General features: G+C 60.1%; 22 protein-coding genes and 1 tRNA gene. 19 read left to right on the top strand and 4 right to left on the bottom strand.

Translation table 11 applies throughout. The features are described from left to right. The first annotated feature begins 3 nt into the window (after positions 1-3). From dapA to FHR23_RS08665, 9 genes are all read left to right on the top strand, one after another. Positions 4-882 carry a 4-hydroxy-tetrahydrodipicolinate synthase gene (dapA, locus tag FHR23_RS08705; protein ID WP_184002920.1) on the top strand — a complete coding sequence of 293 codons (879 nt, stop codon included), beginning with the start codon at positions 4-6 and terminating at the stop codon, positions 880-882. 74 nt (positions 883-956) lie between these two features. Beyond that, positions 957-1,439: an SsrA-binding protein SmpB gene (gene smpB / locus FHR23_RS08700; RefSeq protein WP_184002918.1), complete on the top strand. Its 483-nt coding sequence runs from the start codon at positions 957-959 to the stop codon at positions 1,437-1,439. Continuing rightward, positions 1,426-1,989: a DUF2062 domain-containing protein gene (locus FHR23_RS08695; protein WP_343043075.1), complete on the top strand. Its 564-nt coding sequence runs from the start codon at positions 1,426-1,428 to the stop codon at positions 1,987-1,989. The genes smpB and FHR23_RS08695 overlap by 14 nt, the downstream gene beginning before the upstream one ends. A 78-nt stretch (positions 1,990-2,067) precedes the next feature. Beyond that, positions 2,068-4,158: a M13 family metallopeptidase gene (locus FHR23_RS08690; RefSeq protein ID WP_184002914.1), complete on the top strand. Its 2,091-nt coding sequence runs from the start codon at positions 2,068-2,070 to the stop codon at positions 4,156-4,158. Between the two features lie 126 nt (positions 4,159-4,284). Next, positions 4,285-6,627, top strand: a complete 2,343-nt coding sequence (locus FHR23_RS08685; RefSeq protein ID WP_425506356.1) for a hybrid sensor histidine kinase/response regulator — start codon at positions 4,285-4,287, stop codon at positions 6,625-6,627. Positions 6,628-6,669: 42 nt separating this feature from the next. Next, positions 6,670-7,023, top strand: coding sequence for a response regulator (locus FHR23_RS08680; RefSeq protein ID WP_184002910.1), 354 nt, complete (start codon positions 6,670-6,672; stop codon positions 7,021-7,023). Between the two features lie 116 nt (positions 7,024-7,139). Then, positions 7,140-8,204 carry a recombinase RecA gene (recA, locus tag FHR23_RS08675; RefSeq protein ID WP_184002908.1) on the top strand — a complete coding sequence of 355 codons (1,065 nt, stop codon included), beginning with the start codon at positions 7,140-7,142 and terminating at the stop codon, positions 8,202-8,204. Positions 8,205-8,353: 149 nt separating this feature from the next. Next, entirely contained in the window at positions 8,354-8,980 is a 627-nt protein-coding gene (locus tag FHR23_RS08670; RefSeq protein ID WP_184002905.1) for a glutathione S-transferase family protein, read from the top strand. A gap of 44 nt (positions 8,981-9,024) precedes the next feature. After that, a complete protein-coding gene (locus FHR23_RS08665) occupies positions 9,025-10,257 on the top strand; it encodes a dicarboxylate/amino acid:cation symporter (RefSeq protein WP_184002903.1) in 1,233 nt (410 codons plus the stop codon). Between the two features lie 36 nt (positions 10,258-10,293). On the opposite strand, the gene FHR23_RS08660 is transcribed toward FHR23_RS08665, so the two are convergent. The 3 genes from FHR23_RS08660 to FHR23_RS08650 form a co-directional block, all read right to left on the bottom strand. Continuing rightward, positions 10,294-11,196, bottom strand: coding sequence for an ROK family protein (locus tag FHR23_RS08660; RefSeq protein ID WP_184002901.1), 903 nt, complete (start codon positions 11,194-11,196; stop codon positions 10,294-10,296). Next, on the bottom strand, positions 11,193-12,845 hold the full coding sequence (locus tag FHR23_RS08655; RefSeq protein WP_184002899.1) for an FMN-binding glutamate synthase family protein: 1,653 nt from the start codon (positions 12,843-12,845) through the stop codon (positions 11,193-11,195). The genes FHR23_RS08660 and FHR23_RS08655 overlap by 4 nt, the downstream gene beginning before the upstream one ends. 148 nt (positions 12,846-12,993) lie before the next feature. Further along, positions 12,994-13,677, bottom strand: coding sequence for an OmpW/AlkL family protein (locus tag FHR23_RS08650; protein ID WP_425506355.1), 684 nt, complete (start codon positions 13,675-13,677; stop codon positions 12,994-12,996). A gap of 148 nt (positions 13,678-13,825) precedes the next feature. Between FHR23_RS08650 and FHR23_RS08645 the strand changes: the two genes are divergently transcribed. Continuing rightward, positions 13,826-14,527 (top strand): Crp/Fnr family transcriptional regulator, encoded by a 702-nt coding sequence (locus FHR23_RS08645; protein WP_184002895.1) that lies wholly within the window; start codon positions 13,826-13,828, stop codon positions 14,525-14,527. 584 nt (positions 14,528-15,111) lie between these two features. Here FHR23_RS08645 and FHR23_RS08635 read toward each other — a convergent pair. Next, positions 15,112-15,201 (bottom strand) — tRNA-Ser (locus FHR23_RS08635). A 92-nt stretch (positions 15,202-15,293) separates the two neighbouring features. Between FHR23_RS08635 and FHR23_RS08630 the strand changes: the two genes are divergently transcribed. Genes FHR23_RS08630 through FHR23_RS08590 form a run of 9 tightly spaced genes read left to right on the top strand, consistent with a single transcriptional unit; the run spans position 15,294 to position 24,018 of the window. Further along, positions 15,294-16,340: a lytic murein transglycosylase gene (locus FHR23_RS08630; protein ID WP_184002891.1), complete on the top strand. Its 1,047-nt coding sequence runs from the start codon at positions 15,294-15,296 to the stop codon at positions 16,338-16,340. Then, positions 16,324-17,463, top strand: a complete 1,140-nt coding sequence (locus FHR23_RS08625) for an SPOR domain-containing protein (protein ID WP_184002889.1) — start codon at positions 16,324-16,326, stop codon at positions 17,461-17,463. The genes FHR23_RS08630 and FHR23_RS08625 overlap by 17 nt, the downstream gene beginning before the upstream one ends. Positions 17,464-17,495: 32 nt before the next feature. Beyond that, positions 17,496-18,659, top strand: coding sequence for a D-alanyl-D-alanine carboxypeptidase family protein (locus FHR23_RS08620; protein WP_184002887.1), 1,164 nt, complete (start codon positions 17,496-17,498; stop codon positions 18,657-18,659). Continuing rightward, positions 18,656-19,279, top strand: a complete 624-nt coding sequence (gene tmk, locus FHR23_RS08615; RefSeq protein ID WP_184002885.1) for a dTMP kinase — start codon at positions 18,656-18,658, stop codon at positions 19,277-19,279. Before FHR23_RS08620 ends, tmk begins: the two co-directional genes overlap by 4 nt. Next, the gene (locus FHR23_RS08610; protein ID WP_184002883.1) at positions 19,276-20,265 is read left to right on the top strand and encodes an AAA family ATPase; all 990 of its coding nucleotides are present in this window, start codon (positions 19,276-19,278) and stop codon (positions 20,263-20,265) included. Before tmk ends, FHR23_RS08610 begins: the two co-directional genes overlap by 4 nt. Positions 20,266-20,316: 51 nt before the next feature. Beyond that, complete coding sequence (gene metG, locus FHR23_RS08605; protein WP_184002881.1) at positions 20,317-21,882, top strand: methionine--tRNA ligase; 1,566 nt, start codon at positions 20,317-20,319, stop codon at positions 21,880-21,882. Beyond that, on the top strand, positions 21,879-22,658 hold the full coding sequence (locus FHR23_RS08600) for a TatD family hydrolase (protein ID WP_184002879.1): 780 nt from the start codon (positions 21,879-21,881) through the stop codon (positions 22,656-22,658). The genes metG and FHR23_RS08600 overlap by 4 nt, the downstream gene beginning before the upstream one ends. Then, positions 22,655-23,419 (top strand): MBL fold metallo-hydrolase, encoded by a 765-nt coding sequence (locus FHR23_RS08595; protein WP_184002877.1) that lies wholly within the window; start codon positions 22,655-22,657, stop codon positions 23,417-23,419. The genes FHR23_RS08600 and FHR23_RS08595 overlap by 4 nt, the downstream gene beginning before the upstream one ends. Then, positions 23,416-24,018: a TIGR02281 family clan AA aspartic protease gene (locus tag FHR23_RS08590; protein ID WP_184002875.1), complete on the top strand. Its 603-nt coding sequence runs from the start codon at positions 23,416-23,418 to the stop codon at positions 24,016-24,018. Before FHR23_RS08595 ends, FHR23_RS08590 begins: the two co-directional genes overlap by 4 nt. Positions 24,019-24,059 lie beyond the last annotated feature (41 nt).

The following is a 24,059-nucleotide window of genomic DNA, read 5'->3' as shown; positions in this document are numbered from 1 at the left end:
CGCATGTTTTCAGGCTCTATCCCCGCACTCGTCACGCCGTTCCGCAATGGCGAGTTCGATGAGAAAGCCTATCGCGCGCTGATCGACTGGCAAATCGAGCAGGGTTCAGCGGCACTGGTTCCCTGCGGCACGACCGGTGAAGCGGCAACCATGCCCAAGGAAGAGCATTTCCGTGTAGTGCGCGTCTGTGTGGAGCAGGCGGCGGGGCGCGTGAAGGTGCTGGCAGGCGCCGGGTCGAACGATACGCGGGTGGCGATCGAGAACATCAAGGCCGCACAGGAGGCGGGGGCCGATGCCGCGCTGATGGTGCCGCCTTACTATAACCGCCCCAGTCAGGAAGGGATTTTCCGGCACTTCGAAGCGGTGACGCAGGCATGCGATCTGCCGGTCATTCTTTATAATGTTCCTGGCCGCACCGTCACCGACATTGCGGTTGAAACCATGGGCCGGATCGCCGAAGCATGTCCGACGGTAGCGGGGGTGAAAGATGCCAGCGGCGTCGTTCAGCGGGTGTCGGCGCAGCGCGCAGCGTGCGGGGCGAATTTCTGTCAGTTGTCGGGTAATGACGACATGGCGCTTGCATTCATGGCGATGGGTGGGGTCGGCTGCGTTTCGGTGACCGCTAATGTCGCCCCGAAATTGTGTGCGGAGTTTCAGGCAGCCTGTGCCGCCGGCGAGTATGCAAAGGCGCTTGAATATCAGGATCGGCTGTTTCCGCTGCATGGCGCGCTGTTCGCCGATGCTTCGCCGGGACCGGTCAAATATGCACTTGGCCGCGTGCGTCCCGGTTTTCCGACGGAGTTGCGGTTGCCGATGACACCGGCAAGCGATGCCGCGCGCGCAATCGTCGATGCGGCACTGGAACACGCCGGACTGATCTGAACGCATAGACCATTACGGATCCGGGTGAGACAGGACTTCCCTTCCGGCGAAGGGCGTCCTACATCGCGCGCCTTATGGCCAGACCGCGTCACGACAGTTTCGACAAGAAGAAGATCGTCGCCGAAAACCGGCGCGCCCGTTTCGACTATGCGATTCAGGACACATATGAGGCTGGTATCGCGCTGACCGGCACCGAAGTGAAATCGCTGCGGTTCGGGGAAGGTTCGATTGCCGAAAGCTATGCAGAAGTGCGCGATTCAGAGGTCTGGCTGATCAATTCGAACGTTCCCGAATTCAGCCACGGCAACCGGTTTAATCACGAACCGCGACGTCCGCGTAAATTGCTCCTTCACGAACGCGAGATAAACAAGCTTCACGGTGCGGTCGCGCGTGAAGGTATGACGCTCGTTCCCCTGACAGTATATTTCAATGCGCGTGGTCGGGCGAAGGTCGAACTGGCGCTGGCAAAGGGCAAGAAAGCGCATGACAAGCGCGAGACGATCAAGGAGCGGGACTGGAAGCGCGAGCAGCAGCGGCTATTGCGTGACCGCGGATAAACCTTCGCTGTTCCATCGTGCGAAGGGCAGGGCACGCCGCGCCGTCCCGACACGGGAGAGCATGGAGGGTAATCGCTGGCTTCGTCCGGTTGCCCATCGTGTGCTTGCGCCGCCGCTATGGCGTTTTACCCGCCGCTCGGTGCCGCGCGGCGTGGCGCTGGGGCTGCTGGCCGGGGTGCTGGTACCGCTGGCGCAAATTCCGCTGGCTGCGGTGCTGGCCTTTCCTTTGCGGGCAAATATTCCGGCGGCCGCGCTGACCACCTTCGTGACCAATCCGATCACCATGGCGCCGCTTTACTGGCTAGCCTATAAGGTGGGCACCTGGATATTGCAGCTTGATGCCCGGGTTCCCGGTGCGCCGATCGCAGCCAATGTGAACGACAGCCCCGGCTGGATCCACTGGCTGTTCGCCCAGGCCGGGCCTGCAACGATCATCGGATTGGTGACGATTGCAGTTGTTTCGAGCGTGCTGGGATATGTGGTCAGTTCCGTCCTGTGGCGGTTGTGGATCGCACGCAAATGGAAAAAGCGGCGTCGCAAAGCGGTTTGACTGTGCGTGTGATGGAGTTAAGACAGTCCCAACCCTTGGGGGGACATCTGTTTTAATTCGATATCGCAAAGGAACACCATGCGGCGTTCACTGATTGCTGTTTCCCTGCTTGCCGGGTCTGCCCTGGCCGCAGGTTGCACTACTACCGCTTCGACCACCGACACTGCCATGACGGCAGCGCCCAAAACGGTGACTGCTCCGGCACCAACGCCGGTGGCTGCGAACGAAAAGCCGGAGATCGGCGCCTTCGGATTTGACGAATCCGGCATGGACAAGGCGGTTCTTCCGGGCAACGGCTTCTACAAATATGCCAATGGCACCTGGATGCAGAATGCCGTCATTCCGGCCGACAAATCCAGCTATGGTTTGTTCAGCAAGCTGAGCGATCTGTCGCAGGCGCGGACGCGGACGATCCTGCAGGAAGCGGAAAAGAACCCGAATTCAAAAATCGGAACCGCCTATGCCACCTTCCTCGACCAGCGTGCGATCGACGGCAAAGGACTGGCTCCGATCCAGTCATGGCTGAATACGATCAAGGCACTAAATAGCAAGGACGGTTATGCCGCCCTTGTCGCTACCGCCGACCGCAACGGGATCAGCATTCCGTTCGGTACCTATGTCGGTCAGGATGACAAGAATCCCGATTATTACGCGATGAACCTGCGTCAGGGCGGCACCGGCCTTCCCGACCGTGAATATTATTTGTCGCAGGATCCGAAATTCGCCGACATCCGCGATGCCTATGTCACGCACATGGCGAAGATGCTGGCGCTCGCGGGTGAGGGCAATGCCGAAGCTCGCGCCAAAGCGATCCTTCAGCTTGAAACCGGCTTTGCCGAAGCGCACTGGACCCGCGTCGAAAGTCGCGATTCCGACAAGACATACAATAAAATGACGCTCGCCCAACTGGAGCAGTCGGCACCGGGATTCGATTTTGCAGCCTATTACAAGGCAGCGGGCGCAGGCGACGTGAAGGACGTCATCGTCGCCCAGCCCAGTGCGATTACGGGGGAGGCGAAGCTGATCGCGGCGACCCCGCTCGACGTGCTGAAGGACCAGTTGCTGGTGCGGTCGCTGGACGATTATTCGGACGTACTGCCGACACCGTTCGATACCGAGCATTTCGCGTTCTACGGCACGAAATTGTCCGGCACGCCGGAACAGCAGGCGCGCTGGAAACGCGGTGTGGATTTCGTGTCCTCGGCACTCGCCGACGATGTCTCGAAACAATATGTCGCGCGCTATTTCCCGCCGGAAGCAAAGGCGGCTGCCGACAAGATGGTGAAGAACATCATCGCGGCGATGGGACGGCGTATCAAAAAACTCGACTGGATGTCGCCGCAGACCAAGGTCAAGGCGCTCCAGAAGCTTGCCGCGTTCACGCCGAAGATCGGCTATCCGGACAAGTGGCACGATTATTCGTCGCTGGTCATCAGGTCGGGTGATGCGTTCGGCAACGAACTTCGCGCCAATCAGTGGCGGCATGACTATAATATGAGCAAGCTCGGCAAGGGGCTGTATCGCTGGGAATGGGGCATGACCCCGATGACGGTGAACGCCTATGCCAATCCGGGCATGGTCGAGATCGTATTCCCGGCAGCGATCCTGCAACCGCCCTTCTTTGACCCCCATGCCGACCCTGCGATCAATTATGGTGGTATCGGTGCGGTGATCGGCCATGAAATGAGCCATCATTTTGACGATCAGGGATCGAAATATGATGCGCATGGCCGGCTGACGACCTGGTGGACGCCCGCCGACGTCAAGGCGTTCAAGGAGCGGACGGCGCAGCTCGTCGCGCAGTACGACGCCTATGAGCCGCTGCCGGGCAAGCATGTGAACGGCAAGCTGACGCTGGGCGAAAATATTGCCGATCTTGCCGGGCTGACCGTGGCGCACGACGCCTATATCGCCTCGCTGCACGGTAAGAAGCCGAAGGTGATCGACGGTTACACTGCCGATCAGCGCTTCTATCTTGGCTGGGCGCAGGTCTGGCGGCGCAAATATCGTGAAGCGACGCTGGAACGGCGGTTGCTGACCGACCCGCATTCGCCCTCGCGTGAGCGGGTATGGGTCGTGCGTAACCTCGCCCCCTGGTATGCTGCCTATCATGTGAAGCCGGGTGAGAAGATGTACCTTGCTCCGAACAAGCGGGTACACATCTGGTAACAGGAATAGGGCGGATGGTCGTTGATCGTCCGCCCTTTTTCTTGACCCCGTCCGTGCGGGCGCACATCACGCGATTCTATGGCATCGATCGCACCCGACCCTGAATCTGAATCGCGCCTTCGGGCCATGGCTCCGTTGCTGATCCCGCTGATTTGCGGGCTGGCGGCATCGGTTATCATACTCTTGCTGGTACGTGACCTGTATGTCGGTCTTGGCTTTGTCGCTGCGGGAGCGCTGGTAACGGCAAGCCTGTACGGCTGGCAGAGGTTGTCCGGTGAGGTGACGCCGCCCGAACCGGGCATCGACTGGACGCTCACCCATGCGCTGATCGCAGCAAGCGGCGACCCGGTGGCCGTAACCGATCGTGCCGGTCGCCTGATATGCGCCAATGGTGCCTATGAGGCCGTTTTCCAGGGCTGCCCCACGCCACCGGCGTTGCCATTGGCCGGAGAGGGCGAACGGCTGTTGTCCCGCGCAGCCCGTTCCACATGGCAGGACGGACAGAAGTCGGTGACGATTGCGCTCACGGACGGGACGCCGATGGTCGTCCGAATGGAAAAAGCTGGCGAGATGCTCGTCTGGCGCTTTGAGCGCGGTGTCAGCGGCGCTGTTCCACGCCAGCTCGACGCGATGATCGCGGGCGCTGCCGGGCAGCGGCTCGCCGTCGCGGGCATCATGGCAGTGGCGATCGAGCCAGATGGCCGGATACGCGCCGCCAATACCGTGTTCCGGATGCGCGCGATGGGAAGCGAGACGGCATCCATCGAAGGCCGGGATTTCGCCCGGTTTCTGATTACCGATCATCGCGGTCTTGTGCGCTTCGAGCGCGAAGGCATGGACGGTACGCCTCTGCGGTTGTTGCAGGTTCCCCTTGACGAGAAGGAGGACGGGCCGATCCTGCTGGCGCTGATCGACGAAGAAAATGCGGGTGTAGAGGCGCAGCCGATGCATGCGGGTGCCAATGTCCGCGCGCTGGTGTCGCTGATGCCGGTCGGTATGGCGCTGATCGATCGCGATGGCCGCTTCCTCTACATGAACGACGCTTTCACGCGCTCGGCCGACGTCAACACCGCCAATCCGCCGCTTTATCCCGGCGATCTGGTGGTGCGCGAGGACAAGGCAGCGCTGGCCGACCTCGTTCGTCGTTTCGCCAATGGGGCATCGCACGCCACCGACATCACCATCCGCCTGAAGGGGCGCAGCGAAGAGCCGGTGGCGATGACGGTGGCGGGCGCGCGCGGGCTGGGCGATGCTGCGGTATTGTTGACGCTGAAGGATTCGGGCGAAGAAAACCGGCTGAAGCGTCAGGTGGCGCAGGCGACGAAAATGCAGGCGGTGGGGCAACTTGCCGGCGGAGTGGCGCACGACTTCAACAATATCCTGACCGCCATTCTGGGCCATTGCGACCTGATGATGATGCGCCATGCGCCGGGCGACAGCGATTATGACGATATTCAGCAAATTCGGGCCAATTCGAACCGCGCCGCCAGCCTGACCCGGCAATTGCTCGCCTTTTCGCGGCAACAGACGCTACGCCCGCAGGTGCTGCAACTGCCCGATGTCGTGTCGGAAGTATCCAACCTGCTCAAACGGCTGTTGGGTGAGACGGTGCAACTAGTGGTCCAGCATGGCCGCAATCTGGGCGCGGTGCGTGCCGATCCCGGCCAGTTGGAGCAGGTGATCGTCAACCTTGCGGTCAATGCACGCGATGCCATGCTGTCGAAACACCCCAATGGCGGCGGAACGCTCACCATCCGCACCCGCGCGGTTGCCGCCGCCGATGTGCGTCATATGGGCGATGACGTGCTGCCGGTCGCGGATTATACCGCGCTGGTTATCTCCGATACCGGAAGCGGCATCCCGCCCGAAGCGCTCGGCAAGATTTTCGAACCCTTCTACACGACCAAGGAGGTCGGGAAGGGGACCGGACTAGGGCTTTCGACCGTCTATGGCATCGTCAAACAGTCGGGCGGTTATATCTTCGCCGAATCGCCCCTAGGCCAGGGGGCGATCTTCACCATCTATCTGCCGGTTCATCGCGCGACGTCGGGCGACAAGGCTGCCACGCCGCTCAGCCAGAAGCCGAAAGCGGGCGACCTGTGGGGTAGCGGCACCATTCTGGTGGTCGAGGATGAGGATATGGTGCGTGCAATCGCCGAACGCGCGCTGACGCGTCAGGGCTATACGGTCATCACCGCCGAAAATGGCGAAGCTGCGGTCGAGCTGCTGAGCGATGAACTGGCGATCGACCTGCTGATCTCCGACGTCGTGATGCCCGCGATGGATGGCCCGACCATGGCCCGGCATTTCCGCAAACGCTTTCCCGATCTGCCGATTCTGTTCATGTCAGGCTATGCCGAGGAACAATTGCGCAAGTCGATCGACATCGACAATGTTGCCTTTCTGCCCAAACCCTTTTCCGTGCAGCAGCTTGCGGAGGCTGCGCGCGACATTCTGGCGGAGGGCTAATCCTGCTTGGCGGGGCGCGCCAACTATGCTTTGACGGCGCGCATGGCGAACGTTGAAAAGATACTGATCGTAGAGGACGAACCGCTGATCGCGATGATGATCGAGGATTTCCTTGATATTCTCGGTAAGCGGGCAATCGGAAGCGTGGATTCCGTGGCGGATGCTCTCGATGCCGTTGAAGCAGGCGGAATGGATGCCGTGATTCTGGACGTCAATCTGCGTGGCGGAGAGAAATGCTGGCCGGTGGCAAGTGCGCTGGCGGAGAAGAACATTCCTTTCGTGCTCGCGACCGGCGGGGCGGGGGACATGATCGATCCGGAGTTTCGCGATCGGCCCATATTACCCAAGCCTTTTACGCTGGAAGCGGTTGAAGAGGCGCTTGATGCGCTGCTCTGACACAGGCCTGCACGCGCCATAAAGTTCTCCTCTTGTTCTTTTGGAACAAATGCGGTACATGCTTCGACAGACGTTGAATGCGTATCGGACTTGCTCTAGCGAAGAGGCCTTATTCCATGACCGCACAGCTGAAGGTAATCGACAACAAGATGGCAGGAAATTCGGACCGGCAAAAGGCGCTGGACGCCGCACTGGCGCAGATCGACCGCGCGTTCGGCAAAGGCTCGGCGATGAAGCTGGGGTCGAAGGAAACGATGCAGGTGGAGGCGATCTCAACCGGCTCGCTTGGCCTCGACATCGCGCTGGGTGTGGGCGGATTGCCGCGTGGTCGCGTCATTGAAATCTACGGCCCGGAAAGTTCGGGCAAGACGACGCTGGCGCTGCATGTCATTGCCGAAGCGCAGAAAACAGGCGGGACAGCGGCGTTCGTCGATGCCGAACATGCACTCGATCCGGTCTATGCCAAGAAGCTGGGCGTCGATATCGACGAACTGATCGTGTCGCAGCCCGATACGGGCGAACAGGCGCTGGAAATCACCGATACGCTGGTGCGTTCGAACGCCATCGACGTGCTGGTGGTCGATTCGGTAGCGGCGCTGACGCCACGTGCCGAAATCGAAGGAGAGATGGGCGACAGCCATGTCGGCCTTCAGGCCCGCCTGATGTCGCAATCGCTGCGTAAGCTGACGGGATCGATCAGCCGGTCGCGCTGTATGGTGATCTTCATCAACCAGCTCCGCATGAAGATCGGGGTGATGTACGGTAACCCGGAAACCACCACCGGCGGCAACGCACTGAAATTCTATGCTTCGGTTCGCCTCGACATTCGCCGTACCGGCCAGATCAAGGACCGCGACGACATTATCGGCAACTCGACGCGCGTAAAGGTGGTCAAGAACAAGGTCGCTCCGCCGTTCAAGCAGGTCGAATTCGATATCATGTATGGCGAGGGCGTGTCGAAAATCGGCGAAATCCTCGATCTCGGCGTCAAGGCGGGACTGGTCGAGAAAGCCGGTGCCTGGTTCTCCTACGACAGCGTCCGCATCGGGCAGGGTCGGGAGAATGCGAAGAAGTTCCTCAAGGAGAACTCGGAACTGTGCGACAAGCTGGAAGCGGCAATCCGCGGTCGCGAGGAAAAGGTGGCTGAGGAAATGATGACGGGGCCGGACGCCGAAGACTGAACGTTTTTACGGCGTTCGGACGGGATATTTCCCTCGTCCGGTAAAGGAAACAACCAGGGCCCGGCGTTCGATTGAATGCCGGGCCTTTCGCATGCTCTCGGCAGTTCCTATTCCTGTATCGGTACCATATCGGATCATAGGTAAAAGCCATGAGCATCATCGTCCATCACCTGGAAAATTCGCGTTCCCAGCGCATCCTCTGGCTGCTGGAGGAACTGGGGCTGGACTATGCAGTCCAGCGGTATGAGCGAAACCGGAAAACAATGCTGGCACCGCCCGAATTGAAGCGCGTGCATCCGTTGGGCAAGTCGCCGGTCATTCAGGACGATACACATGTTATCGCCGAAACCGGGGCAATCATAGAATATCTGGTGGAAAAGGCGGATGGCAAATTGGGGCCGCCCGCACATCGCGAATCGGTGCTGCGCTACCGTCATTTCCTGCATTATGCCGAGGGGTCTCTGATGCCGCCGCTGCTGGTGAAGCTGGTGCTGAGCCGGGTTCCTCTGTTCGGCAAGGCTGCACAAAAGCGGATTCAGCCGATGATCGATGTCCATCTCGATTATGTCGAATCGGAGCTGGCGTCCCGTCCGTGGTTTGCCGGCGATCATTTTACCGCAGCCGACGTCATGATGAGCTTTCCGCTTGAAGCGGCCTATGCCCGAGCGGGTCTTGACGAGACGCGTCCCGCGACGATTGCATGGCTGAAAACCATTCATGCCCGACCGGCCTATCAGGCTGCCCTCGCCAAGGGCGGCCCTTATGCGTATGCCTAGAGCCGACTGACCGAAAAGGCCGGGCAAGGGGGACTGTTCGCGTAATGAAATTCTGGTTTCGTATTCCGCTGTGGCAGCGCGTAATCGGCGCGCTGGTGCTTGGGGTTATTGTCGGACTGCTATGGGGGCCGGGGGCTGAGTCGATCAAATGGATCGGCGATCTTTTCATCCGCGCGATCAAGATGCTGGTCGTGCCGCTGATCTTCTTTTCGCTGGTCGCAGGCGTTGCCGCGATCGGCGATTTGCGCAAGCTGGGCAGGGTCGGTGGTCGTGCGGTCGGCCTGTTCCTGATTACCGGCCTGATTTCCGTCTCGCTCGGCCTGTTGCTGGGTGCGGTGATCCAGCCGGGTGCGGGGCTGCATCTCAGTCCAGCGGCGGGCAGTGTTCCCGATAAGGCACCGCCGGGCGCGACCGACATGATCCTGTCGATGGTGCCTGACAATCCGGTCGCCGCGATGGCCAGTGGCGATGTGCTGCAACTCATCGTTTTTTCGATCCTGTTCGGGATCGGCATCGTCATGGCGAAAGAGGCGGGCTTGCCGATCCAGCGCGGTGTCGATGCCGGAGCGATCGTCATGCAGAATGTCACGATGATCGTGATGGAACTGACGCCGTTCGGGGTATTTGCACTGATCGCGTGGGTCGCGGGAAGCTACGGGCTGGATGCGCTGTTGCCGCTCGGCAAGCTGGTGCTGACCAATTATCTCGGCTGTCTGATCATTATCGGCGTCGTTTATGCGGGCATGTTGAAATTCGTCGCCAGGCTGCCGATCGGGGACTTTTTCCGCGGCGTGATCGACGCGCAGGCGGTAGCCTATTCCACGGCCTCTTCCAGCGCTACGCTGCCCGTTACCATGCAATGTGCGCAGGAAAATCTGGGCGTTTCGCGCAGTGTGTCGAGCTTCATTCTGTCGCTGGGCGCAACCATCAACATGGATGGAACCGCAATGTATCTGGGGCTGGCAACCATGTTCGGCGCGCAGATTTTCGGCATCGACCTGACCTTCACCGATTATCTGCTGATCGCTGTCACCTCGACGCTGGGATCGGTCGGGGCCGCAGGCATTCCGGGTGCCGGCCTGATCATGATGACGCTGGTGTTCGGTGTGGTCGGCGTGCCGCTGGAAACCATCGCCTTTGTCGCGGGCATCGACCGGATCATGGACATGATGCGGACGGCGACCAACATTACCGGTGACCTGACCGTGACGACCACCGTGGCGAAAATGGTCGGTGAAATCGATGTCGCAGAATATGTTTCCGCCGAAGATATCTGACGGCAGCCTGATGCCGCTCCTACCGGAGTGTTGTAGCTATCCTGCCAGCGCATCCAGCGCCAGGGCGATACCACCCATCGGCCCGGCCTGATCGCCCAGGTCCGGCGAGACAATATATTCGGTGCCGGTGGGTAGCGGCAGATAGCCGTTCAGGCTCTCGATCAACGCCGTCTGGACGCGCGGTAGCAGATGAGGCTGGCGCGTGAACACGCCGCCGCCGATGGCGATCCGCATAGGCCCGGTACTGGTCGCCAGTGCGTGGCAAAGGCATGTAATGGATCTTACTACGCGATCCCAGACCGGTGCATTGGCGTTTAAACTGTCGATAGGGTACCCTTGCAGCGCCGCAGCGATGCCCGGTCCCGACGCCAATCCCTCCACGCAATCGCTATGAAAGGGGCATGCGCTCGGCGCATCGTCCTCGGGGAGGCGCGGGGTACGCAAATGCCCGAGTTCGCAGTGCAGCATGCCGCGCGTCGGTTTGCCGTTGACGATCAGTCCGACCCCGACTCCGGTGCCGACCGTGATATAAGCGAAGTCCTCAATATCCTGAGCGCATCCCCAACGCATTTCGGCAAGTGCCGCTCCGTTCACATCGGTATCGAACCCGAACGGTACCGGATACGCGCCGGTCAGGCTCCCGACGATATCGGCGTCGGACCAGCCGGGCTTCGGCGTTTTGGCGATATGGCCATAGGCGGGCGAATCCGGGTGTAACTGCACGGGGCCGAAGCTGTTGATACCGATCGCGGCAAATCGGTTTTCCTTCCACCATCGGTCAAGGACGGCGCGGAGTGCCGGAAGCGTTTGGTCAGGCGTGGTCGTGGCGATGCTATGCTGATCGACAATGGCTTCCGGGCCATAAGCCAGCGTGCAGATGCATTTGGTCCCACCCAGTTCCACACCGGCAAGCGGCAGTTCGCTGACGGTTGCGGTCACGCGGGGACATGCTCGCGCGTGGCGCGAAAGCTGTCGGCATCCGCCATTCGCCACCAGTCTGCATAAGGGGTGGAGTCGGGATCATCGAGCAGTTCTCCCGGCTGAACGAAGCGGTAAATCTGGTCCATCGACTTCATTTCCGCGACGCTGACCCGCTGGCGCAGATGCCATGGCTGAAATTCATCCGGAGAAGACAGGCCCGCAGCAACCGTGATGTCGTGCAACGCGTTGAGTGTTGCCCGGTGAAAGCGCATCACGCGCTGCGCCTTGTCTGGTACGACCAGCCCGCGCTGACGTGCTTCGGACTGCGTTGCAATGCCGGTGGGACAGGTGCCGGTATGGCAGCGCATCGATTGGACACAGCCCAGTGAGAACATGAACCCCCGCGCGGCATTGCACCAGTCGGCGCCAAGGGCCGCATTCATCGCGATCGCCGCCCCCGATACCACCTTACCGGATGCGGCCAGCTTCACCTTGTCCTTCAGGCGGGTGCCGACCAGCGCATTGCGGGCGAGCGCCAGCCCTTCGCGCAGCGGCATTCCCACCCGATCCGATAGTTCGGTCGGTGCCGCGCCGGTGCCGCCTTCGGCGCCGTCAATAACGATGAAGTCCAGCAGGATGCCGGTTTTCAGCATCGCCTTTATCACCGCAAACAGTTCGTGCGGATAGCCGACGCACAATTTCACGCCGACCGGCTTGCCGCCGGACAGATCCCGCATCCGTGCTGCAAATTCCAGCATCTCTACCGGCGTGGAAAAGGCTGAATGCCCCGGTGGTGAGAGGCAATCCTGCCATGGTTCGACATGGCGCGTCTTGGCAATTTCGGGCGTCACCTTCGGTCCCGGCAACATGCCGCCATGACCGGGCTTTGCACCCTGGCTGAGCTTGATTTCGGTCATGCGGATCTGATCCGACTGTGCGGCGTCGCGAAAACGCTCCGCATCGAATTTACCGTCGCTATCGCGGCAACCGAAATAGCCTGACCCGAGCTCCCAGACGAGGTCGCCGCCATGTTTGCGGTGATAGGGGGAAATGCCTCCCTCGCCGGTGTCGTGATAGAAACCGCCCTGTTTCGCGCCGAGATTCAACGCCTCAATGGCGTTCGCACCCAATGCTCCGAAACTCATTGCTGAGATGTTCAGGCGCGAAGCTGCATAGGGCTTTGAACACTGATCGGTACCGACCTGTACCCGACTGTCCTTTTCCGCGGCGTCGTTGGGCGCGATCGAATGCGCAAGCCATTCATATTCGCCCGAATAGACGTCGAGTTCCGTACCGAAAGGATGGGCATCGACCTGATCCTTTGCCCGCGCATAGACCAGCGCGCGCTGATCGAGATTGAACGGGCGCCCTTCCAGATCGGCTTCGACGATATAGGATCGCAGATAGGGACGCAGCCATTCGAAGAACCAGCGGAATCGCGCCGATCCGGGATAATTACGGCGCAGCGAATGCTGTTGCTGGAACAGATCGATCACGGTCAGCACCAGCACCGGCAGCGTGACGATCCAGCCCCACAAAAAACCATCGTCGAGATAAATGCCGAGGACCAGCAATACGCCGGTCAGGACAAGGGAGGTCCAGAAAAGAATATTGCGGCTGAGCGGATGATCTTCGAACAGGGTTTTGCCAAGTGCATCTTTCGCCATATCAGCCCTCTTATCTGTGCGTCGTTACGTCGTGCCAACGCTTCATCGGGTCTGACATATCCGTTCGGCGCATGCCATAGTGCCGTGCGCACAAAAAATGGGCCGGCATTCTACCGGCCCAGGGGAGGGTGACTGCTATTTTTAAAGGTCAGAATTTCATGCCGACGCCCACGCCAAAGACGAGGGGGTCAAGGTGGAGGCGCACCTTTTCCGTACCCAGCGCGGTCGTATCCAGACGTGCGGTGGTGTCGATGTCGATATATTTGACGTCGAGGTTTAGAAAAACCTTCGGATTCAGGTCGATATCGATACCTGCCTGTGCCGCCCAGCCTGCACTGTCCGACATATGCACTCTGGTCGGTCCGACCGCGGCTTCCAGACCTTTCGAAGCTTTTTCGTTCCAGAAGATGGTATAGTTGACGCCAGCCCCAACATAGGGCCGCACCGTGCCATGCGGATTGAAATGATATTGCGCCGTCAGCGTCGGCGGCAAAACCCAGGTCGAAGCAAGCTTGCCGATCGATCCCGTGGTGCCGCTGGTGCCCGACGCCGTATGCTTGGTGGTCGATGCGATCAGTTCAAATCCGACATTGTCGGTCGCCATATAGGTAACGTCGACTTCCGGCATGAAGGAATCGTCGACCTTCACATGCTCGCCGGGAAAGGTCGGATTGATGCCGCCAGAGCTTTCATTTGGGGCCACCAGGATACCGCGTAGCCGGATCAGCACATCGCCTGCCGCGATGCCCTGATGATCGGATGCGGTCTGGGCGAAGGCGGATGCCGGAGCGAGAAGGGCGGCTCCTACGGCAAGCGAAAGAAGGATTTTCATCGGTATCTCCATCGTGTCTGTGAGACGCGATTGAACCTGTCGCTGAACCGTTTCATTGCGCTTGCGCAAATCTCCGTTTGACGATGCTCAAATTGCGGTTGCGCATTTTGCGGCTGACATCGCCCCGACGAGAAGGCATAGACAAACCATGTCTGCTGTTCCCGAACGTTGTCTGGATTGCCTGGTACGCGACACGGCGCTGTGTTCGGCCATGGAGGATCAGGAACTGGTGGCGCTGAGCGCCATCGGTCGCCGTAAAATCTATCCCGGCGGTCAGGTAGTGACCTGGTCGGGTGATCCGAACAGCTTTTGCGCCAATATCGTCACCGGCGTCCTGAAAGTGACGGCATCCACACCCGACGGCCGTGAACAGATTGTCGGGTTGTTGCATCCGGGCGATTTTGTCGGCGAACCCTTTGCCGAAGAAGCGCCGCTGACCATTACCGCGGTCAGCGATACGGACCTGTGCCTGTTCCCCCGCGAATCCTTTCAGCGAACGATGGATGAACATCCGCGTATGGAAAAGCTGCTGCTGCGCCGGACCATGGCCTCGCTGACGCAGGCGCAGCAACGGCTGCTCGCCCTTGGCCGGCGTAATGCAGGTGAGAAAATCGCGGGCTTTCTGATCGATCTGTGTGATCGCATGGCGCCCGATGCGGAAGGGCCGGTTGAAATCGACCTTCCGATCAGCAGGGGAGAGATGGCCGATTATCTGGGGCTGACGATAGAAACGGTCAGTCGGCAGCTCACCGGTCTCAGACGGGATGGGGTGGTGTCCTTTGAGAAGGGCAATCGTCATTTCCGGGTTCTGGATCGTGCGAGACTGGAGCATCTGGCCGATCCGGAATGATCGGACTGATCATGCATTTCGGCCAGAGCATCGCCTCCTTGAACGCGATCGCGCGGCGGCATCCGTCGAAAAAGCATCGCAACATATAGCCCAGATCGGTATGCGGTCCCTTCATGCGGTGCTGCGCGCGGTGGCGGAGCGTTTCCATCATATCCTGCGCGTGCATAGCGTCGAGGGATTGCATGTCGCGCAAACGATTTAACTGGCTTTGCGTAACCAGACCGTCCGCAGCGCATTGTTCAAAAGCGGACTCCGCGCGATCGAATTGTTCGGTCGTGATTTGCTGAACAAGCTGCGAAAGACGTTCGATACGAGCAGTGTCGGGTAGCGTGGGCAACGCATCCGCTATCGCCTCCAGCTCCCGGCAAACCGCCTCCTGAATGCGATGATCCTGGCCCAGAAGACCGGAGTTTGTGCGCGAAGGGAAAGCCGGCAGAGACATCAGCGCTCCAGAAGTTTTATGCGCTGCTACAGTGGCTTTGACGAATGTCAGGGTCTTTGACCGCGATCAAATCCGCGCGTCGGACGGGGGCAGGGGAGCGACAGGCCGCCGACGCAGGGCGGTGCCCAATCAGGGACTGAAGTGGCGGATGGGGTGGGATTCGAACCCACGGTGAGCGTGAACCCACGCCGGTTTTCAAGACCGGTGCCTTAAACCGCTCGGCCACCCATCCGCTGGGATGCGCTTAGGGGGTTCATCGCATTTTGTGCAAGCCCTTTGAATGTGGGGGTTCATGCGCGCACGTAGCTGTGGCAAGGAATCACCATGCCGCGTATTCGCTTAACCGTTCGCCCGCTTCTCCGCTTCCTCATCGTTGCGTGTGCAGCATTGCTATGTTCATCCCCGGCCTATGCTCAGGATGAGCAGGGATTTCAGCAATATCTACCCGGTCTGAAGGCAAAAGCCGAGGCTGCGGGAATTTCGGCGCGAACGATCGCCAGTGTTTTTCCCGACCTGACGATGAACCCCCGCGTGATCGAACTGGACCGCGATCAGCCGGGCGGTAACCCGAACGCGCCGATACCACCCTTCGCCCCCTATCGTGAAAAGCATGTTGACGCGGCGCGTATTCGCCGGGGACGCGCCGCCTATCAGGAAGAGCGTCATTTCCTGCGCCATGTCGAAAAGGAAACCGGCGTACCGGAATCGATCATGGTTTCGATCTGGGGTCATGAAACCAATTACGGCGGCTATACCGGCGGGTTCGACCTGCTGCGCTCACTCGCCACGCTTGCCTATGAGGGGCGCCGTCGACCGCTGTTCGAACGCGAATTCATTGCCACGCTGAAGCTGATGGATATGGGGTTTCCCCGTGACGAGCTGAAAGGAAGCTGGGCGGGGGCGACCGGTGGGCCGCAGTTTCTGCCGTCCGTTTATCTCAGGCTTGCGAAAGACGGTGACGGCGACGGGCGTGTCGACATCTGGAACGACAATGCCGATGTGCTGGCGTCGATTGCCAATTATCTGAAGAATGCCGGATGGCGCGCGGGGCAGCCCTGGGGTATCGCGGTACGCGTTCCCGACGATTTCGACCGCGCGGCAGTGGAGAGCAAAACGGTTTCGCCGCGCTGTCCGCGGGTATTTGCGCGCCACAGCGCCTGGCATACCATGGCGGAGTGGCGGCGGATGGGGTTGGTGCCGGAGAGCGGTCGCTGGCCTGCCAACAATATTCTGGCGACGTTGATGGAGCCTGACGGCCCCGGCAAAACCGCCTATCTGCTGACCGGTAATTACGACGTCATTCTGGATTACAACTGTTCCAATTTCTATGCCTTATCCGTGGGGTTGCTAGCCGATGCAGTCAAGAATTAGCCGCCGCCAGATGGCAGGAGCAGCGGGCGTTTTTTGGGCCTCTGCTGCCTGCTGTTCCCTCGCCAATGCACAAACGAATGCGGGTACAAGCTATCCTGCACCGACTGTATCGGCACCGGCGGCGCATTATCCGGCCGATGCCGGTTCGGGGCCGCGCGGATCTTCGGAAGCGGTGCCGGGTGAGCATCGTTATGACGAGGTGGGCTATGCCATCTCGTCACAGACAGCCGCCAATTTCGGCAATCAGGCCATGTACGCGGCATCCAACACCTTGCCCATCGGCAGCTTTGCGGAAGTTACCGAACTGGGCGGCGGTAAGACGATATTGATCAAGGTTATGGCGAAGGGGCCTGCATCAGGCAGCGGCCTGATCGACCTGTCTCCGGCAGCGGCCGATGCGCTTGGCTTTGCGCCGGGTGATTCGCAACCGGTACGCGTGCGCAAAGTGATGCCACCGGCACAGGAGCGCGCTGTCCTGAACTCAGGCCAGGCCGCTTCGGCGCGTATGGATGCCCCCGCAGCCCTTTTACGGGTACTGCGCAAAAAGCTGCCATCCGATCACGGCTCTGCGGTCAGCACCAATACCGGCATTCGCACCGTTCCTATCCCGGCCAGCGTGACGCCGACACTGCCGGGAGCATCCGGGAACAGCGATCATACGGACGGCTCGCCCTCAAAGGTTCCCCCGGCAAAGCCAGCGCTACAATCGAACAGTGCCGAGCCAGCCACGCCCAAACCATCTGAAAAACCGCGGTCAGCTACAGCCGCAAAAAGCGCGCCGCCCGCTTCCAAGCCGTCGCCCGCATCTAAACCAGCAAATGGTGCACTTGCCCCCGTATTGAAGGGCGTTTCAGAGATGGGGGGCAAGGATGGTACGGAAACCAAACCGGCCAAATCAACGCCCGCGGTTCCGCAGCCACGCTTTTATGTGCAGGCGGCGACGTTCTCGCATGTCGAAAGCGCCAATGCCCTCGCCAAAAAGCTCGATGGCTTTGTGGTTAGCGGGAATGGCTTGCACAGGGTGCGCATGGGGCCGTATGCGGATAAGGCGAAGGCCGACGCAGCCCGGCACAAGGCTGTTCAACTCGGCTTTCGCGATGCCACGATCCTGAGCACCAAGTAAGTAACCCCTTTCGCGTTCGGAACCTGATACCCATGAAGAAACTGCTTACCGCCGCCCTTGCCGCCAGCCTGGTTTCCATGCCGACCTATGCGGCTGCTCCGCCGTTCCAGACGCCGGCGCCGATCGCGTTCATGCAGGATATGAATTCGGGCGCGATCCTGTATGCCAAACAGCCGGATAAACGCATGCCGCCCGCGTCGCTGGCAAAGATGATGACCGTTTATGTCGCGTTCGGGCTGATCAAGAAGGGCGACCTGAAGCTCGATCAGAAATTCACGGTGCGCCCCGAAACCTGGGAAAAATGGCATGGTCCGCAAGCGGGATCGACCATGTTCCTGTCGCCCAATGAAAAGGTGAGCGTTGCCAATCTGCTGTCCGGCATCATCACGGTTTCGGGTAACGACGCCTGTGTCGTACTGGCGCAGGGTATTGCGGGAACCGAAGATGCCTTCACATCGCTGATGAATCAAAAGGCGAAAGAGCTGGGCATGACAAACAGCTATTTCGGTACCGCAAACGGCTGGCCCGACAATGACCGCACCTATGTCACTGCGCGCGATCTGGCCAAGCTCGCCGAGGCGACGATCCGCGACTATCCCAAGCTGTATAAGGAATTTTACGCGAAGCCGGATTTCACCTGGGGTAAAACGGCAAGCGGCGAGCCGATCACCCAGGGCAATCGCGACCCGCTGCTGGGTCATGTGGACGGTGCCGACGGATTGAAGACCGGGCATACGGAAGAAGCTGGCTTCGGCGTCACCGGTTCAGCCGAACAGAATGGTCGCCGTATCGTCATGGTGATGGCCGGGATCGATACCTATAATAATCGTATCAAGGAATCCGTCCGCTTCATGGACTGGGGTTTCCGTGCATGGAAAGACAAGCCGATTGTCGCCAAGGGTAAGCATGTCGCGGATGCGGATGTGCAAATGGGTTCGTCGAGCACGGTCGGACTGGTCGCGCCCGACAATCTGGTCGTCACTATTCCGAACGGCGTGACCCCCGACATGACCGCCAAGGTCGTCTATCAGGGGCCGGTCAAGGCACCGATCAAGGCGGGTCAGCATATCGCCGATCTGGTGGTCGACGTGCCCGGCACCGGTACGCAAACGCTGCCGCTGGTGGCTGAAAAAGATGTCGGTAAGGCAGGCTTTTTCGGACGCGCCTGGGCAGGATTGATGTCGCTGTTCGGGTGAGGGGTCGCTTCCTCTCCCTCGAAGGCGGTGAAGGTGCCGGCAAGTCGACTCAGGCGGTACGGCTTGCCGAAGCATTGGAAGCGCGAGGGCTGCATACGATCATCACCCGCGAACCCGGCGGCAGCGAAGGCGCGGAGGCTATTCGTGCGCTGCTGATGCAGGGCGATGTCGCGCGCTGGAGCCCGCATGCGGAAGCCCTGCTGTTCGCCGCCGCACGTGCCGATCATGTCGAAAAGAAAATCCGTCCCGCCGTCGAAGCGGGAAGCTGGGTGATCTGTGATCGCTATGTCGATTCGACGCGCGCCTATCAGGGAGCGCAGGGGATTGATGACTCGGCCATTCTGGCGCTGCACGCCTTTGGGTCGAAGGGATTATTGCCCGACCGGACGTTTGTCCTGACCATTCCACAGGAGGAGGGGGCAGCACGTGCGACGCAGCGCGACGGCGCGGACAATGATCGCTTTGCCGCGCGCGATCACGCCTTTCATGCGGGCGTTGCCGCCGCATTCGAGCGCATTGCCGATGCCGAACCTCACCGAGTTCGACGGATCGACGCAACCGGCGCGCCGGAAAGCGTTACGGCGCGGCTGATGGAGTCGCTTGCCGACCTGCTGCCATGACGTCAGTGCGCGGCAACGACGCGGCTCGCACGGCCTTTTTCAACGCGGCGCGTAGTGAAGCCATGCATCATTGCTGGTTGTTCACCGGCCCGATGGGGGTTGGAAAGGCCAGCTTTGCGACAGATGCCGCCACCCATATTCTGGTCCATGCCGCCGATCCGTCGGTGCCGCTGGACCCTGCCACGGATGTCAGTCAGCATCCCATTGCCCGCCAGATCGTGGCGGGTAGTCATCCGGACTTTCGCATTCTCCATCGCTTGCCCAGGAACCCGGACAAGCCGGATCGCGACATTGCGCGTTCCATCCCCATTGCGCAGGTGCGGGCGCTGCAACCGATGTTCGCCACACGGCCGAGCCATTCGGCGCGTCGGATTATCATCATTGATTCGATCGACGACTGCGAACGCGCCGCCGCCAACGCGCTGCTGAAAAATCTGGAAGAACCGCCTGCGGGCACAATCTTCCTGTTGATCAGCCATGCGCCGGGGCGGTTATTGCCGACGATCCGGTCGCGGTGCCGCGTGTTGCGGTTTGATCCGCTGCCCGACGCGCTGATGACAGACGTTCTGCGTGAGATGCTTGAGGGAACATCGGCGGAGGAGGTCGATGCGCTGGTTCGCGCGGGGCAGGGGGCTCCGGGGCGGGCACTGACCTTCGCCGGACTCGACATCGCTGCCCTCGACCGGGAAATGGCGGAAATCGCAACAAGCGGCGATCCGTCCAATGCCATCCGCGCGCGATTGGGCAGCGCACTTGGCGCCAAGGCTGCACAGCCGCGTTATGAAGCCTTTCTGGCGCGTGCTCCGTCCTTTGTGGCGGAGCAGGCCAGGGGGCTGCACGGGGAGGCGCTGCGATCGGCGCTCGATGCCTATGCCAGTGCCCGCAGCCTGTCCGATACCGCGCTGCGCCAGTCGCTCGACGCGACTGCGACGGTATTCGAAATGGGCGGCGTGATCGCCCGACTGGCCAGGGTCAGGACCGGTTAATTGCGTGGAGCGGCTTCACGCGGCCACCAATCCGCTTTAGGGAGCATGGCCATGGCCGATCCCTATTATATCACCACCGCAATCCATTATCCCAACGGCAGGCCGCATATCGGCCATGCCTATGAAATGATTGCCGCCGACGCGATTGCGCGTTTCCAGCGCCAGACGGGACGCGCAGTGCGGTTCCAGACCGGCACCGATGAGCATGGCCTGAAAATGGTGCAGACCGCCCGCGACCGCAATGTACCGGTACGCGAACTGGCCGACGAAATGTCAGGATATTTTCATGAGATGGCGCAATCTCTTGATATTTCGTGTGATCGATTCATTCGGACGGTAGAGGCGGATCATTATACCGCCAGCCAGACGATCTGGAAGGCGATGGCGGATGCGGGCGACCTGTATCTTGACCGCTATGAAGGCTGGTATTCGGTCCGCGACGAAGCCTTTTACGAGGAAAAGGAACTGAGCGAAGGAGAGGGGGGGCAGAAACTCTCTCCGCAGGGAACGCCGGTCGAATGGACCGCGGAGGAAACCTGGTTTTTCCGCCTGTCCAAATATCAGCAGCCGCTGCTCGATTTCTATGCCGCCCATCCGGATTTTATCCGTCCGGAAAGCCGCCGCAACGAAGTGCTGCGTTTCGTCGAAGGCGGGCTGGTCGATCTGTCGGTGTCGCGTACCAGTTTCGACTGGGGCGTGCCGGTGCCGGACAGTCCCGGCCATGTCATGTATGTCTGGGTCGACGCGCTCACAAACTATCTTACCGGTGTCGGCTATCCAAATGATTCAGAAGAATTTTCAAAATGGTGGCCGGCGAATCTGCATCTGATCGGGAAGGATATCGTCCGGTTTCATGCCGTATATTGGCCAGCTTTCCTGATGTCGGCGAAGCTGCCGCTGCCCAAACAGGTATTCGGGCACGGTTTTTTGCTCAACCGTGGCGAGAAGATGTCGAAATCCACGGGTAACGTCATCGATCCGATGGCGCTGGCACACCTGTATGGCGTCGATTCCCTGCGCTATTATTTACTGCGCGAGGTTAGCTTCGGGCAGGACGGTAGCTATTCGGATGAAGCCATAGTCACCCGAGCCAATGCCGATCTGGCCAATAGCTTCGGTAATTTGGGCCAGCGGACGATATCGTTCATCGCTAAAAACCTTGAGGGCGCATTCCCGCAAGCGGGAAAGGGCGATCCGGCCGATGCCGCACTGCTCGATGAAGTGCGTAAGGCGTGTGACGGTTTCTGCTCGGCATTTGGGGATCTGGCGCTGTCACAGGCGCTGGAAAGCTGGATGGCGGGCGTGTTCGCGTGCAACCAGTATATCGATACGCAGGCACCGTGGAAGTTGCGCAAGACCGATCCCGACCGGATGCACGCGGTGCTGGGCACGCTGATCCGGGCAATCCGGTTGCTGGCGATTACCATTCTGCCGGTGGTACCGACATCTGCGGCGAAGCTGCTCGATCAGATCGGGGCGGACGAACGCGATCACGCCGCGCTGGCGGATGACGGCTGGTATGAACGCAAAGCGGCATCGGGGTTCAAGATTGATCCGCCAGCCCCCATCTTCCCCAGACTGACGCTTGCGGAAAAGACGGAGGAACCGGCGGCATGAGGCTGGCCGACAGTCATTGTCATCTGAATTATAAAGGTCTTGGCGACCGGCAGAACGAGGTACTGGGCAATGCCCGTAATGCCGGAGTGGTCGCGATGCTCAATATCGCCACGCGCGAAAGCGAATGGGACGATGTGGTCGCTACTGCGGAGCGCGAGGGCGATGTCTGGGCTACGGTCGGCATTCACCCGCATGAAGCCGATGCCCATCCCGATGTCGATACCGCGAAGCTGGTAAAGCGTGCAGCCCATCCGCGGATCGTCGGTATCGGGGAAACCGGCCTCGACTATTATTACGATCATTCCGACCGCGAGAGGCAGCAAAGCAGCTTTCGCAGCCATCTGGCGGCATGTCGTCAGACGCAGTTGCCGGTCATCGTCCACACGCGTGAGGCCGAGGAAGATACGGCGCTGATTTTGCGCGAAGAGATGGGGAAGGGCGCTTTTCCCGGCGTGATCCATTGTTTCACCGCCAGCGCGGCATTTGCGAAGATCGCGCTGGACCTTGGCATGTATATTTCCATTTCCGGCATCGTGACGTTCAGGAACGCCAAAGACCTGCAGGAAACGGCGAAGACGCTGCCCGTCGAACGTCTGCTGATCGAAACCGATGCGCCGTTTCTGGCGCCGGTGCCGCATCGCGGGAAAACCGGCGAGCCCGCCTTTGTCGCGGACACCTGTCGCTTTCTTGCCGAATTGCGTGGCGACGACCCGGAAGAACTGGCGGAAACGACGCGCCGTAACTTCCACACTTTATTTGCGAAAACCGTCGCGTGAAAATCCGTATCCTCGGGTCCGGAACCTCGTCCGGTGTGCCGAGGATCGGTAATGACTGGGGTGTTTGCGACCCGCAAGAGCCGAAAAACCGGCGAACCCGTGCGTCGATGCTGGTCTCGACCGATACCACGCATATTCTGATCGACACCAGCCCGGATATGCGGGAACAATTGCTCGCCGCCGGAATCGACGATTTCGACGCGGTGATCTGGACGCACGATCATGCCGACCATTGCCACGGCATCGACGATCTGCGTCAGGTTATGCACGTTAAAGGCGAACCGGTTCGTGGGCTGACCCGCCCGCAAACGCTGAAACTGCTGGATCAGCGGTTTGGCTATGCGTTCAATGGCAGACACGGGTATCGGCCAAGTATTGCCGCGGAGCCGTTGCCCGACATTATCACGATCGGCGACATTGTAGTTCGTGTCGCGGATCAGCCGCATGGTACTATATTTTCTTCCGGCCTGCGTTTTGAATGCGGTGGAAAATCGATTGGGTATGCCACTGATTTCAATATCATGACGGAGGATATGAAAGAAATTTATAAGGATTTGGATATATGGGTAGTCGACGCGCTGAGGCGACGCCCGCATCCAACCCATCCGAATCTGCCGGAGGTGCTGGGCTGGATTGACGAATTTCGTCCCGGTCGCGTTGCTTTGATGCACATGGACAACAGCATGGACTATGCCACGCTATGTGCCGAACTGCCCGATGGGGTGGAACCGGGCTATGACGGACTGGTACTGGCGGCGTGACGGATAATCAGTCGCTCAACGTCGTATTTTATGTGCTGGTCCTGATATTGGTAGTGAGCTCGCTTGGCGCGCGCAGGCTTTCCTTCCGAGCGATCGTGCGCAATCTGCTTGGCTGGGTCATTATCGGCGGGTTGATCTTTGTTATCGTTGATAACCGGCAGCAGCTTGTCGATCTGGCGGGACGGATCGGCCTGAGCGATCAAAGCGTGCAAGGCGATACAACGCGCATTCGTCAATCCGTCGACGGCCATTTCTGGGCACAGGTCCGGTTGAACGGTGTGGAGCGTCGCATGCTGATCGACAGCGGTGCGACCATGACGGCGATTTCGCCGCAAACTGCTGCGGCCGCCGGAGTGGATGTCAGCGACAGCGGCTATCCGGTGCTGATCGAGACCGCGAACGGTACCGTCGCGGCCAGACGGGCGACGGTCAAAACCATGACGCTGGGCAGCCTGAAAATGCACGACCTGCATGTGGTCGTCGCGCCAAGCTTTCAGGGACTGGATGTCATCGGCATGAATTTCCTCTCACGGCTGGGTTCCTGGCGGGTGGAAAAGGGCGTCCTGATCCTTGAACCCGATAAATCCGACAGCGATTGAATTTAACATAATGTATATTATCGAACTGACTTATAAGTGTG

Source organism: Stakelama sediminis (assembly GCF_014199335.1).
Lineage (GTDB): Bacteria > Pseudomonadota > Alphaproteobacteria > Sphingomonadales > Sphingomonadaceae > Sphingomonas > Sphingomonas sediminis.
This window is presented reverse-complemented; position numbering and strand designations above follow the sequence as displayed.